The organism is Streptomyces sp. NBC_00019, from assembly GCF_045041015.1.
Classification (GTDB): Bacteria; Actinomycetota; Actinomycetes; order Streptomycetales; family Streptomycetaceae; genus Streptomyces.
This window is the reverse complement of sequence record NZ_CP108302.1, coordinates 6,909,470-6,922,898: the sequence shown is the minus strand read 5'-3', so window position 1 is coordinate 6,922,898 and position 13,429 is coordinate 6,909,470. Positions and strand designations below refer to the sequence as shown.

The window sequence follows — 13,429 nt, the reverse complement described above, 5'->3', positions numbered from 1 at the left end:
TGACAGTCGAGGACGAATCGCCCTCCGGAACACATCCGGGCCGGAAGAAGCACAGGTCAGCACGGGTGGTGCAACCGATCACACCAGTACGGTCACTCGACCACGTGACGTCCTTCGGGGCGAGCGCTGCACGACGCCCGGAACGCACAGTGCGTGCAGTGCTGCCCTGCGCTCGGCGTGAACCGCTCGTCGAGGACCTTGCCGGCGGCCGTGGCGAGCAGATCGCCGACCCACTCCCCTTCGAGAGGCTCCTGTGCCTGCACCTTGGGCAGCGTCTCGCCACCGTCCCGCTTGGCGGCGCCCTGACGCAGCTGGACGAGTTCCGCGCCGCCCGGCTCCGGACGGACCCCGTCGAAGGCCTCGTCGACGGCACCCTCCCGGACGGCCAGCTGGTAGACGGCGAGCTGTGGGTGGTGTTCCACCTCCGCCTTGCTCACCGTCTGCTTGCCGGTCTTGAAATCGACGACGTAGGCGCGCCCCTCGCCGTCCGCCTCGACGCGGTCCATCTGGCCCCGGATGCGCACCTCGTAGTCGCCCGCTCCGAGGGTGACGTCGAAGTCGTGCTCGCTGGCGACCGGTGTGCGTCCGGTGCGGTCCATGACGTGCCACTGGAGGAAGCGTTCGAGCGCCACGCGCGCGTTCTCCTTCTCCTGCGCCGACTTCCAGGGCGCGTCGAAGGCGAGCGCGTTCCACACGGAGTCGAGGCGCTCCATGAGGACGGCGAGGTCGGCCGGGGTGTGTCCGGAGGCGACCTCGTCGGCGAGGACGTGCACGACGTTGCCGAAGCCCTGGGCGACCGTGGCGGGCGCGTCGGCCTTCACCTCGCGGCCCAGGAACCACTGCAGGGCGCAGGTGTTGGCGAGCTGGTCGAGGGCGCTGCCGGAGAGCACGACGGGCTGGTCCCGGTCGCGCAGCGGCACCTTGGACTCGGTCGGCTCGAACATGCCCCACCAGCGGTAGGGGTGGGCGGACGGGACGAGCGGACGGCCGTCCTCGTCGGCGAGCGCGGCGAGCCGGGCCAGCCTGCGGGCGGCGGCCTCCCTGAGAGTGTCCGAAACACGCGGGTCGACGGTGGTCGCACGGAGTTCGGCGACGAGCGCGGCGACGGACAGGGGGCGGCGCGGGCGGCCGGTGACGTCCTTGGGTTCGACGCCGAGTTCGGTGAGGAAGCGGGAGGGCTGGTCGCCGTCGTCCGCAGGGGCCTTGACCGCCGTGACGACCAGACGTTCACGCGCGCGTGTGGCGGCGACGTAGAACAGACGGCGCTCCTCCGCCAGCAGCGCGCCCGGGGTGAGCGGTTCGGCGAGTCCGTCGCGGCCGATCCGGTCGGCCTCCAGCAGGGAGCCGCGGCGGCGCAGGTCGGGCCACAGGCCCTCCTGGACGCCCGCGACGACGACCAGGCGCCACTCCAGGCCCTTGGAGCGGTGCGCGGTCATCAGGCGGACGGCGTCAGGACGTACGGCACGTCGTGTGAGGGTGTCGGCGGCGATGTCCTCGGCGTCGATCTCCTCCAGGAAGTTGAGGGCGCCCCGGCCGCCGGTGCGCTCCTCCGCGCGGGTCGCGGTCGCGAACAGCGCGCACACGGCGTCCAGGTCACGGTCGGCGTTGCGGCCGGCCGCACCGCCGCGCCGGGCGGCACGCTCCAGGCGCGTGGGCCACGGTGTTCCCTCCCACAGGTCCCAGAGCGCCGCCTCGGCGCTGCCGCCGCCCGCGAGTCGCTCACGGGCCTTGCGCAGCAGTGCGCCCAGCCGCTGGGCGCCGCGCGCGTACGCGGGGTCGTGCACGGCAAGCCGCTCCGGCTCGGCGAGCGCCCGCGCGAGCAGCTCGTCCGAGGGCGGTGGCAGCGGGTTGCCGGCCGCCCGCTCCTCGTCGCGCAGGGCCCGCCCGAGGCGGCGCAGGTCGGCGGCGTCCATGCCGGCGAGGGGGGAGGCGAGGAGGGTGAGGGCGGTCTCGGTGTCGAGCCAGCAGGGGGTCTGCTCTTCGACAGGTGCCTCTTCGACAGGTGCCTCTTCGGTGGAGGCCTGCTCAGCGGACACCTCCCCGGTAGAGGTCTCCCCCGGAGGAGCCTCCTCGTCGGGGCGCGCCGAGGCCTCCGCCGTGGCCACCGCCCGCAACGCCGTCAGCAGCGGCGCCACCGCCGGTTCGTGCCGCAGTGGCAGATCGTCGCCGTCGATGTCGAGGGGTACCCCGGCCGACGTCAGGGCTCGACGGACCGTCGGGATGGTGCGTGACCCCGCGCGCACCAGTACGGCCATCTCGCCCCACGGGACGCCGTCCTCCAGGTGCGCCCGCCGCAGGATGTCGGCGATGTTGTCCAGTTCCGTGCCGGGCGTCGGGTACGTGAAGACCTCGACGCGGCCGCCCTCCCGGACCGGGGCGAGCTCGCGGTGGGCGCGTGCCTTCGCCGCCGGGAGCCGGGTCAGCGGCATCCGCTGGGTCAGCAGCCGGGTCGCGCTCAGCAGGGCGTCACCGGAGCGGCGGGAGGTGCGCAGGACCTCGACGGGCGCCGGGCGGCCGTCCGCGCGCGGGAAGGCCTGCGGGAAGTCCAGGATGCCGTTCACGTCGGCGCCCCGGAACGCGTAGATCGACTGGTCGGGGTCGCCGAAGGCGACGAGGTTGCGGCCGCCGCCGGCGAGGGCGTGCAGCAGCCGTACCTGGGCCGGGTCCGTGTCCTGGTACTCGTCCACGAACACGGCGTCGTACTGCGTGGCGAGCCGCCCGGCGACCTCGGGGCGGTGGGCGAGGAGCACCGCGCGGTGGACCAGCTCTGCGTAGTCGAGGACGCCCTGCAGGTCGAGGACGTCGAGGTACTCGGCGAGGAAGGCGGCCGCGGCCCGCCAGTCGGGGCGGCCGATGCCGCGGGCGAAGGCGTCCAGGGCGCCCGGGCCCAGGCCCAGTTCGCGGCTGCGGGCGAGCACCGCGCGGACCTCGTCGGCGAAACCGCGGGTGGTCAGGCAGGCACGCAGCTCGTCCGGCCAGCGCACATGCGCGAGGCCGAGCCGCTCCAGGTCGGGCTGGCCGGCGAGCAGTCCGCGTACGGCGACGTCCTGCTCGGGGCCGGACAGCAGCCTGAGCGGCTCCACGAACAGGTCGCTGTCCTGGTGGGCGCGGACCAGGGCGTAGCAGAACGAGTGGAAGGTGGTCGCCCGGGGCGCGCGGGCGGCCCCTATGCGCAAGGCCATGCGGTCGCGCAGTTCGACGGCGGCCTTGCGGCTGAACGTCAGCACCAGCACGCGCGCGGGGTCACCGCCGCGGGCGATCCTGGCCGCCACGGACTCCACGAGCGTGGTGGTCTTGCCGGTGCCCGGACCTGCGAGGACGAGCAGCGGACCGGCCCTGTGCTCAACCACGGAGCGCTGTGCGGCGTCCAGACGAGGGGGGTCCACGCGGGTCGGCGGGGTACGCACCAGTCGGTAAGCGCCACGGCTCCCCTGCCGCACCTGAGGGTGCGGCAGGCGCCTGGTGAAGGAAGAGGAGCTCACGTGGTTCGCCGGTCCTGGTGGGTGTGCTGGTCGGGCGTCCGCCGTACGTGCAGGGCGGTGATCGCGGGATGAGGGGGACGCGTGCAGTCGACGCTACGCCGACGGAGAGATCGGAAGCAGGTCTTCCGCTTCTTCCCGTACGACACTCACGGCGCTCGCGACACCTGTGTCCCTCGCCCCACGAACGTACGGCATGCCACGGACGTGCCCGCTTTCGCCCGTTTCCCCCGTACGGATCACAGGCCGCCCCTGGACCCGTCCGATGGCGGAAGCTGTCAGGTGTGACCCTCCGCGCGTTCGCCGCCGTCCCATCGCGCCCGTTTCATGTCGAGGCGCGGCAGGTGGCCCTCGGCGGCCCTGCTCGCCGTCTTCAGCGGGGTGCCCTCCGCGCGGTAGTGGTCGAGCGCCCGCAGCTCGTGGCCCGGGAGCAGCACGCCGTCCGAGCGGACGACCCGCCACCACGGGACGGCTCCCCCGTAGAGGGCCATCACCCGGCCGACCTGACGCGGCCCGCCCTCCTCCAGCCACTCGGCCACGTCGCCGTACGTCATGACGCGCCCGGGCGGGATGAGTTCCGCCACTTCCAGGACGCGCTCGGCGTACTCCGGCAGGGCGTCGCGCGGAAGGCTCTCGTCGCTCATCCGCCCCATCCTGCCCCACCCCACCGACAATGTGACGCGCTGACCACCGTGCGTATCCCTCGCCCCCGGGCGGCGCTTCGGGCAGACTGTGCGCCCCCGCGTTTGCACCCTGATGCCCCCGTGTGTCGGTGGGGCATGCCACCATCGTGCGGGCGGTGACCGGTGATACGAGATCAAGAAGAGACGATGAAGCAACAGGGCGTGCACCCGGAGGGCGCGGAGAGCACCTCTGACGCTTCGTCGCGCCCGGGCACCAGTGAGGAAGAGGCGGCGGTCGAGTTCGAGGACGAGACGCACAGCGACGAGGTCGAGGGCGACGAGCCCCTCCTCCCCGCGCGCGTGCACCGTCCGTCGGACCTCATGCGGCTCCTCGTCGGCGTGCTGGCGGTGGTGATCCTGCTGGCGATCGCCGCGTTCGCGCACGGCACCACCTCCGGTCTCGAACAGGACATCAACAAGGGCACGGGGCAGGCGCCCGACCTGCTCATCAAGATCGCCGGCCTGGCTTCCAGCATCGCGATCCTGCTGGTGCCGGTCGCCTTCGCGATCGAGCGGCTGATCAAGCGCGACGGGCTGCGCATCGCGGACGGCGTGCTCGCGGCGGTCCTGGCGCACGGAGTGACCCTCGCCACCGACCTGTGGGTCGCCAAGGCCGCTCCCGACTCGATCCAGGAGGCGCTCACCCAGCCCTCCCCCGGTGACATCCACGCCCTCACCGACCCGGTGCACGGCTATCTCGCGCCGGTCATCGCGTACATGACGGCGGTCGGCATGTCCCGCCGGCCGCGCTGGCGCGCGGTGCTGTGGATCGTGCTGATGCTCGACGCCTTCTCGATGCTCGTCACCGGCTACACCACACCGTTCTCGATCATCCTGACGGTGCTGATCGGCTGGACCGTGGCCTACGGCACGCTGTACGCGGTCGGCTCGCCCAACGTCCAGCCCACCGGGCGGACGCTGATGGCGGGCCTTCGGCACGTCGGCTTCCATCCGGTGAGCGCGGCCCGCGAGGAGGTCGCGGAGACGCCGGAGACCGGCGACCGCGGCCGGCGCTACTTCGTCACCTTGGAGGACGGTCCACCGCTGGACGTGACGGTGGTCGACCGGGAGCAGCAGGCGCAGGGCTTCTTCTACCGCGCGTGGCGCAATCTGACCCTGCGCGGCTTCGCCACCCGCAGCAGCCTCCCGTCGCTGCGCCAGGCCCTGGAGCAGGAGGCCCTGCTCGCCTACGCGGCCATCGCGGCCGGCGCCAACGCCCCCAAGCTCATCGCGACCTCCGAACTCGGCCCCGACGCCGTGATGCTCGTCTACGAGCACACCGGCGGTCGCACCCTCGACTCGCTGCCGGACGAGGACATCACCGACGACCTGCTCCGGGACACCTGGCACCAGGTGCGGGCCCTGCAGTCCCGGCGCATCGCCCACCGGCGCCTCGTGGGCGACGCGATTCTGGTGGATCGTTCCGGCACGGTGATCCTCACCGATCTGCGCGTCGGCGAGATCGCGGCCGGCGACCTGCTGCTGCGCATGGACATCTCCCAGCTGCTGGTGACGCTCGGCCTGCGGGTGGGCGCCGAGCGCGCGGTGGCCGCGGCGGTGAGCGTGCTCGGCCCCGACGCCGTGGCCGACTGTCTGCCGATGCTCCAGCCCATCGCCCTCAGTCGCTCCACGCGCGCGACGCTGCGCACACTGGCCCGGGAACGCGCCCAGCGCGAGCGCGACGCGATCCTGGAGGCGTCCCGGCAGGCCAAGCAGGCCAGACTCGAGGAAACGCAGGAAGACGCCAGACCCGTACTCGAGAAGCCCGACAAGAAGGCTGTACGCGCGGAGGCGCGGGCCGAGAAGCGGGCCATCGACGAGGCGCTGGACGAGGCCCGCGAGGAGGACCTGCTCACTCAGATCCGCCACGCCGTGCTGCTGATCAGGCCGCAGGCGCCGGTCGAGCCGGCCCGCCTGGAGCGGGTGCGGCCGCGCACCCTGATCAGCTTCATCGCCGGTGCCATCGGCGCGTACTTCCTGCTGACGCAGCTCACCCACATCGAGTTCGGCCCGCTCATCCAGAACGCCGAGTGGGGCTGGGTCGCCGCGGCCGTGCTGTTCTCGGCGGCGAGCTACTTCGCGGCGGCGATGTCGCTGCTGGGATTCGTGCCCGAGCGGGTGCCGTTCATGCGGACCGTGGGGGCGCAGGTCGCCGGGTCGTTCGTGAAGATCGTCGCGCCGGCCGCGGTGGGCGGTGTCGCTCTCAACACGCGCTTCCTGCAACGCCAAGGGGTGCGGCCCGGGCTCGCGGTGGCCAGTGTCGGCGCCTCGCAGCTGTTCGGGCTCGGCTGCCACATCCTGATGCTGCTGTCCTTCGGCTATCTGACCGGCACCGAGAAGACACCTTCGCTGTCGCCGTCCCGGACGGTCATCGCGGGTCTGCTGACGGTGGCGGTGCTCGTGCTCGTCGTCACCTCCGTGCCGTTCCTGCGGAAGTTCGTCGTCACGCGCGTGCGGTCGCTCTTCGCGGGCGTCATCCCGCGCATGCTCGACGTGCTCCAGCGGCCGCAGAAGCTCCTCACCGGCATCGGCGGCATGCTCCTGCTGACCGCCTGCTTCGTGATGTGCCTGGACGCCTCGATCCGGGCCTTCGGCACCGAGGGCTCCTCGATCAGCATCGCCAGCGTCGCCGTCGTCTTCCTCGCCGGCAACGCGCTCGGCTCGGCGGCCCCGACACCGGGCGGTGTGGGCGCGGTCGAGGCGACCCTGACCGTCGGCCTCATCGCCGTGGGCCTCGAAAGCGAGGTCGCCGCCCCGGCCGTGCTGCTGTTCCGGCTGCTGACCCTGTGGATCCCGGTGCTGCCGGGCTGGCTGGCCTTCAACCACCTGTCCCGCAAGGGCGCGCTGTAGGCACGCGCGTACGTCGTACGTCAGCCACGTACGCGTGCCTCGTACGACCGGCGCGCGCGTACCTCGTACGGCCCGTGCCCCGAGCGGCCCGGGGTGCCCGACCGCAGGATGGGATCATGCCGAACCCTCCCCGCCTGCGCGTCGCTGCCCTGACCGTCTCCGCCGTCCTGCTGTCCACCCTGCTGGCGGGCTGCGGCGACGACTCCGAGGACCAGGACGTCACAGCCCAGAAGCTGAGCTGGAAGGACTGCCCGGCACCGAACGCGGCGGAGGGCGGTGGTGACGCCCCGTCACCTCTGCCGAACGGCGACGAGTGGCAGTGCGCCACCCTGAAGGCGCCGCTCGACTGGGACGAGCCCAAGGGCGACAAGATCGGGCTCGCGCTGATCCGGGCGAAGGCCAGCGGCGACGAGAGCAAGCGGATCGGCTCCCTGATCTTCAACTTCGGCGGCCCCGGCGGCTCGGGCGTCACCACGCTGCCCGCCTTCGGCGAGGACTACGCGAAACTGCGCACCCGCTACGACCTGGTGAGCTTCGACCCGCGCGGGGTGGGCCGCAGCGAACCCGTGGAGTGCCTCAACGACCTTCAGCTCGATGCGTACTTCCAGCAGGACGCGACCCCTGACGACGCGGCCGAGCGCACCAAGCTCCTGGACAACACAAAGGAGTTCAACGCGGCCTGCGAGGACAACTCCGAGAAGGTGCTCTCCCATGTGCGCACCACCGACGCGGCCCGCGACATGGACCTGATGCGCCAGATCCTCGGCGACGAACAACTGCACTACTTCGGCATCTCGTACGGCACCGAACTCGGCGGCGTCTACGCCCATCTGTTCCCCAGGAAGGTGGGCCGCGCCGTCTTCGACGCGGTCGTCGACCCGACCGAGGACTCGGAGCAGGGCTCCCTCGGGCAGACCAAGGGCTTCCAGCTCGCGCTCGACAACTTCGCCGAGAACTGTGTGTCGCAGACCGAGGACTGCCCCGTCGGCGACAGCGCACAGGACGTCAAGGCCCGTATCGCCAAGCTGCTGAAGGACCTCGACAGCACACCGATCCCCGGTGTCGGCCTGCGCAAGCTGACCCAGACCGCGGCGACCAGCGGAATCGCCCAGTCGCTGTACTCGCAGGACTTCTGGGAGTACCTCACCGAGGGCCTGGAGCAGGCGTACGACGGGGACGGCCGGGTGCTGATGCTGCTGGCCGACTCCATGAACGGGCGCAACGAGGACGGCGAGTACAGCAACCTCAGCGCGGCCAACATCGCCATCAACTGTGCCGACGACAAGCCCCGTTACACCGAGGACTACGTGGAGCGGAAGCTGCCCGAGTTCCGGTCCGCCTCCCCGATCTTCGGCGACTACCTGGCATGGGGCATGGTCAGCTGCACCGACTGGGCCGTCGCGGGCGCCGCCGGACACCCCGACGTGAGCGCGGCCGGCTCGGCGCCGATCCTCGTCATCGGCAACACCGGCGACCCGGCCACGCCGTACGAGGGGGCGCGGAAGATGGTGGCCGCGCTGGGCGAGGGCGTGGGCGTGGGGCTGACGTACAAGGGGCAGGGGCACGGCGCGTACGACAGCAAGAACAAGTGTGTGCAGAGCGCGGTGAACGGCTATCTGCTGGACGGGAAGGTACCCACGGCGGGGACGGTCTGCTCCTGACGCGAGGATTCCGCAAAACCAGCAGGTCAGAGCGTTATCCACAGGCATGCGCAGCTGTGATGCGGGCCGCCTACCATGGCATGACCGCCATCCGCGGCACAGTGCGGACGGCCTGCAAGGGGGGACTGCGATGACGCGTTTCGTACGGTGGACGGCCCTGGCCGCCGCCGCGGCACTGCTGGTGGGGGGCTGCAGCGGCGGCTCGTCCGACGACGGCGAGGGTGACGAGGGGACGAACACGTCCACTCCGTCGTCGGGTGCCTCCGACACCGAGGCGGCCGCCGCGCTGCCGTCCTCGCTGACCTCTCAGAAGCTCGACTGGGAGGGCTGCAAGGGCACGGCGGACTCCCCCGCGCCGAGCAGCGAATGGCAGTGCGCGACGCTCAAGGTGCCGCTGGACTGGGCGAAGCCGGAGGGCAGGACGATCGGTCTGGCGCTGATCCGCGCCACGGCCCGCGGCGACAAGAGCGAGCGCGTCGGCTCGCTGCTGTTCAACTTCGGCGGCCCGGGCGGCTCGGGCGTGTCCATGATGCCGCTGTATGGCGCGACGGTCTCCACGCTCCGCGAGCGGTACGACCTGGTGAGCTGGGACCCGCGCGGGGTCGCCGCCAGCGAGGGCGTCCGCTGTCGCAGCGACAAGGAAATCCAGTCCGCCGAGAGCGTGGACGCGACACCGGACACCGCGACTGAGGAAGCGGCGTACTTCAAGGACGCCGCCACCTTCGGCAAGGGCTGCGAGAAGGCCGCCGGGGCGCTGCTGGCGCACGTCTCGACCACCGACACCGCCCGCGACATGGACCTCATGCGCCAGGTGCTGGGCGACACGAAGATGCACTACTTCGGCATCTCCTACGGCACCGAACTCGGCGGCGTCTACGCCCACCTGTTCCCGAAGAACGTCGGGCGGCTGATCCTCGACGCGGTCGTCGACCCGAGCGCCGACACGGTGGGCCACGCGGAGAACCAGACCCGGGGCTTCCAGCGGGCGCTCGACGACTATCTGAAGTCGACCGGCCAGGACCCCGAGCAGGGCACGCGGAAGATCGCCGACCTGCTGAAGGAGCTCGACGCGAACCCGCTGCCGACCGGCTCCGACCGGAAGCTGACGCAGACGCTCGCGGTCACCGGCATCGTGCTTCCCCTCTACAGCAAGGCCAGCTGGCCCACCCTGACCAGTGCGCTGGAGGCCGCGGAACAGGGCGACGGCTCGGAGCTGCTGACGCTCGCCGACGGCTACAACGAGCGGGACACCGCGGGGCACTACGGCACGACGACCCACTCGCAGCGGGTCATATCGTGCCTGGACGACAAGCAGCGGCCGACCGCCGCGGAGACGAAGAAGCTGCTACCGACATTCGAGAAGCTCTCGCCCGTCTTCGGTGCCTTCCTGGGCTGGGACACGGCCGGCTGGTGCCACGACTGGCCGGTGACCGGACAGTGGGACACCCCGGAGGTGAGCGCTCCCGGTGCGCCGCCGGTCCTCGTGGTCGGCAACACCGGCGACCCGGCGACGCCCTACGAGGGCGCCCGGAAGATGGCGGACGAACTGGGCAAGGACGTCGGTGTGGTGCTCACCTGGAAGGGCGAGGGGCACGGGGCGTACGGCAGCGGGAGCGACTGCGTCGACTCCACGGTGAACGCGTATCTGCTCAAGGGCACGGTGCCGAAGGACGGCAAGGTCTGCTCATGACGACGGCGGGGGTTCCCCGCACCCGTGGTGCGTGGAACCCCCGCCGATCGCAGCAGGTCCGGTCAGTACACCGGCTTGTCCGGCTCGATCTGGTGGACCCAGCCGATCACGCCGCCGCCGACGTGCACGGCGTCCGCGAAGCCCGCGGACTTCAGCACGGCGAGGACTTCCGCACTGCGGACACCCGTCTTGCAGTGCAGGACGATCTTCTTGTCCTGCGGGAGGCTCTCCAGGGCGGTGCCCATGAGGAACTCGTTCTTCGGGATCAGCTTGGCGCCCGGGATGGAGACGATCTCGTACTCGTTGATCTCGCGGACGTCGATGATCTCGATGTTCTCGCCGTCGTCGATCCACTCCTTGAGCTGCTTGGGAGTGATCGTCGAGCCGGCGGCCGCCTCCTGGGCCTCCTCGGAGACGACGCCGCAGAAGGCCTCGTAGTCGATGAGCTCGGTGACGGTCGGGTTCTCGCCGCAGACCGCGCAGTTCGGGTCCTTGCGGACCTTGACCTGGCGGTACTGCATCTCCAGGGCGTCGTAGATCATCAGGCGGCCGAGGAGCGGCTCGCCGATGCCCGCGAGGAGCTTGATGGCCTCGTTGACCTGGATGGAGCCGATGGACGCGCACAGCACACCCAGGACGCCGCCCTCGGCGCAGGAGGGAACCATGCCCGGCGGCGGGGGCTCCGGGTAGAGGCAGCGGTAGCACGGGCCGTGCTCGGCCCAGAAGACCGAGGCCTGGCCGTCGAAGCGGTAGATCGAGCCCCACACGTACGGCTTGTTCAGCAGCACGGCCGCGTCGTTGACGAGGTAGCGGGTCGCGAAGTTGTCGGTGCCGTCGACGATCAGGTCGTACTGGCTGAAGATCTCCATCACGTTCTCGGCCTCGAGCCGCTCTTCGTGGAGGATCACGTTCACGTACGGGTTGATGCCGAGGACGGAGTCGCGCGCGGACTCGGCCTTGGAACGGCCGATGTCGGCCTGGCTGTGGATGATCTGGCGCTGCAGGTTCGACTCGTCGACCTCGTCGAACTCCACGATGCCGAGCGTGCCCACGCCCGCCGCGGCCAGGTACATCAGCGCCGGCGAGCCCAGGCCGCCGGCGCCCACACACAGCACCTTGGCGTTCTTCAGCCGCTTCTGCCCGTCCATCCCGACGTCGGGGATGATCAGGTGGCGGGAGTACCTGCGGACCTCGTCTACGGTGAGCTCGGAAGCGGGCTCGACCAGGGGTGGCAGCGACACGGGGACTCCGTTGGTCGGTCAATCACTACGGTTGTTCTCCCCGTAACACTGCCATGGCCTTCTTCATTCCGAGACACCTGTTCCGATCCGCGAGACGATTTCGTCCCAGTAGCCGGGCATGGCCTCCCAGGGATCGGCGCGGCCGCCCCGGTCCGTGCGGTCCGTGAAGTAGATGGTCGAGGCGCCCTGCCAACGGGCGATGCGCAGCGCCTCGTCGAGATGGCCGCCCGGTACCCCGTGGACGAGATGGCAGAAGCGCTCGGGCGGGTAGTCGGCGGTCCACTCGGCCACCTGCGACCAGCGGTAGTCGCTCCACGGGCCGGAGAAGGTGACCAACTGGTCGGCGCTCTCCGCGTAGCCGGGGTGCGGATGGGTGCCGTGGCCGAGGACGACATGGGCATCGTCGCGGATCGCGCGGAGCGTGGTGACCGTGCGCCGGATCTCGGGGAGCGCGGTGCGTTCGGTCGGGCAGCGGTAGAGGAGGAAGCCGTCGGCCTTGTACCAGTCGATGTAGCGGTGCGCGTCGGAGATCATCTCGTCGAAGCCGCGCGCTCCGTATGTCGCGTCGATGTGACCGAGGACCCGGACGCCCGCGTTGCGCAGCCGGCCGGCCGCCTCCAGACAGTGCGGGTCGGGGCGGCTGCCGGGGCCGTCGGCGACATTGAGGACGACCCAGTGCACGGGGGTGCCGGGGCGGGTGAGTTCGGCCCATTCGGCGGGGGCGACGAGGGGGTGTGCGAAGCCGGGGACACCGACGCCGGTATGGAGTTCGGTGCCGGACGCGGACTTCTTCGTGCTGGTCAGATGCGGCATGCCGCCTCCATCCAGATGTCGGCGAGTGATTCTTCGAGGTTGATCCGGGGGCGCCAGCCGAGCCGGTCGCGTGCGGTGCGCACGTCGGCCTGCTGCCAGCTGCCGCAGCCGTCCGGGTACGGGTACGGGTACGCGGCCGGAGCGCCATGGTCTGGTTCGGAGCGGGGGTGACCGATGGATGCCCTGAGCGGGCCGGGAGGTCCGTCGAGTTCGTGGAGGGCGCCCCCGTATCCGGCCACGCGGGCCAGGACGGCGGCGGCGTCACGGAGGCGGACGGCACGGCCGGAGCCGATGTTGATGACGCCCTGCGCGGCGGAGAGGCTGGCGGCGTGGACGGCGCGAGCGACGTCGCGGACATCGATGAAGTCCCGTTGGGCGCCCAGACCGCCGAGCTTGAGTTCGCCGTCACCGGACTGCATGGCGCGGCGCATGGCCTCGGCGAGGCGGCCGAGCGGGGATCCCGCGGGGGTGCCGGGCCCCGCCGGTGAGAAGACGCGGAGTACCACCGCGTCCAGGCCGGACCCCAGGACCAGTTCGGTGGCGGCGAGTTTGCTGACGCCGTACGGGCCGCCGGGGCGGGGGACGGCGTCCTCGGCGGTGGAGGAGCCGGGCTGGCTCGGGCCGTACTCGGCGCCGCAGCCGATCTGGACCAGCCGTGCCCCGCAGCCGCTGCGGCGCAGGGCCTCGCAGACGGTGGCCACGGCGACGGTGTTGTGGCGGGCGAGTTCACGGGCGCCGCCGCGGGTGGCGCCCGCGCAGTTGATGACCACGCCGGGGTGGACCGCGTCGAGGAAGCGGGTGAGTGCTCCGGGACTGCCGGACGCGAGGTCGAAGCGGACGTCGGCGTCGTCGCCGCGGCCGAGGGCGGTGAGCTGGACGGCCGGGTCGGCGAGCAGGCGGTCGGCGACGAAGCGGCCGAGGTAGCCGTTGGCTCCGATCATCAGGACCCTCATCGTGTGGCTCCCGTCGCCGGGTCTTCGGGTCGGGAGGTGTTCATGTGGTGCTCTCCTGT

General features: G+C 71.5%; 8 protein-coding genes. 3 read left to right on the top strand and 5 right to left on the bottom strand.

From position 1 onward, the window contains the following. Positions 1–92: 92 nt before the first annotated feature. Both OHU89_RS32790 and OHU89_RS32785 read right to left on the bottom strand, forming a co-directional pair. Positions 93–3,482 (bottom strand): ATP-dependent helicase, encoded by a 3,390-nt coding sequence (locus tag OHU89_RS32790; protein ID WP_405648292.1) that lies wholly within the window; start codon positions 3,480–3,482, stop codon positions 93–95. Between the two features lie 275 nt (positions 3,483–3,757). Next, positions 3,758–4,123 carry an MGMT family protein gene (locus OHU89_RS32785; RefSeq protein ID WP_266888333.1) on the bottom strand — a complete coding sequence of 122 codons (366 nt, stop codon included), beginning with the start codon at positions 4,121–4,123 and terminating at the stop codon, positions 3,758–3,760. A gap of 186 nt (positions 4,124–4,309) precedes the next feature. Here OHU89_RS32785 and OHU89_RS32780 point away from each other — a divergent pair, with 186 nt between their 5' ends. From OHU89_RS32780 to OHU89_RS32770, 3 genes are all read left to right on the top strand, one after another. After that, positions 4,310–7,012 carry a lysylphosphatidylglycerol synthase domain-containing protein gene (locus OHU89_RS32780; protein ID WP_405648290.1) on the top strand — a complete coding sequence of 901 codons (2,703 nt, stop codon included), beginning with the start codon at positions 4,310–4,312 and terminating at the stop codon, positions 7,010–7,012. A gap of 116 nt (positions 7,013–7,128) precedes the next feature. After that, positions 7,129–8,673: an alpha/beta hydrolase gene (locus tag OHU89_RS32775; RefSeq protein WP_405648288.1), complete on the top strand. Its 1,545-nt coding sequence runs from the start codon at positions 7,129–7,131 to the stop codon at positions 8,671–8,673. 130 nt (positions 8,674–8,803) lie between these two features. Continuing rightward, positions 8,804–10,363: an alpha/beta hydrolase gene (locus OHU89_RS32770; protein WP_405648286.1), complete on the top strand. Its 1,560-nt coding sequence runs from the start codon at positions 8,804–8,806 to the stop codon at positions 10,361–10,363. A gap of 62 nt (positions 10,364–10,425) precedes the next feature. Here the strand turns inward: OHU89_RS32770 and moeZ are convergent, their stop codons facing one another. The 3 genes from moeZ to OHU89_RS32755 form a co-directional block, all read right to left on the bottom strand. After that, entirely contained in the window at positions 10,426–11,604 is a 1,179-nt protein-coding gene (gene moeZ / locus OHU89_RS32765; protein WP_266888340.1) for an adenylyltransferase/sulfurtransferase MoeZ, read from the bottom strand. A 63-nt stretch (positions 11,605–11,667) separates the two neighbouring features. Then, positions 11,668–12,417: a spherulation-specific family 4 protein gene (locus OHU89_RS32760; protein ID WP_405648284.1), complete on the bottom strand. Its 750-nt coding sequence runs from the start codon at positions 12,415–12,417 to the stop codon at positions 11,668–11,670. Next, positions 12,405–13,370 carry an NAD-dependent epimerase/dehydratase family protein gene (locus OHU89_RS32755; protein WP_405648282.1) on the bottom strand — a complete coding sequence of 322 codons (966 nt, stop codon included), beginning with the start codon at positions 13,368–13,370 and terminating at the stop codon, positions 12,405–12,407. The genes OHU89_RS32760 and OHU89_RS32755 overlap by 13 nt, the downstream gene beginning before the upstream one ends. Positions 13,371–13,429 lie beyond the last annotated feature (59 nt).

Coding starts and splice junctions, on each gene's coding strand:
- OHU89_RS32775 (WP_405648288.1), top strand. CDS start 7,129: ATGCCGAACCCTCCCCGCCTGCGCGTCGCTGCCCTGACCGTCTCCGCC.
- OHU89_RS32770 (WP_405648286.1), top strand. CDS start 8,804: ATGACGCGTTTCGTACGGTGGACGGCCCTGGCCGCCGCCGCGGCACTG.
- OHU89_RS32755 (WP_405648282.1), bottom strand. CDS start 13,370: ATGAGGGTCCTGATGATCGGAGCCAACGGCTACCTCGGCCGCTTCGTC.
- OHU89_RS32760 (WP_405648284.1), bottom strand. CDS start 12,417: ATGCCGCATCTGACCAGCACGAAGAAGTCCGCGTCCGGCACCGAACTC.
- OHU89_RS32785 (WP_266888333.1), bottom strand. CDS start 4,123: ATGAGCGACGAGAGCCTTCCGCGCGACGCCCTGCCGGAGTACGCCGAG.
- OHU89_RS32780 (WP_405648290.1), top strand. CDS start 4,310: ATGAAGCAACAGGGCGTGCACCCGGAGGGCGCGGAGAGCACCTCTGAC.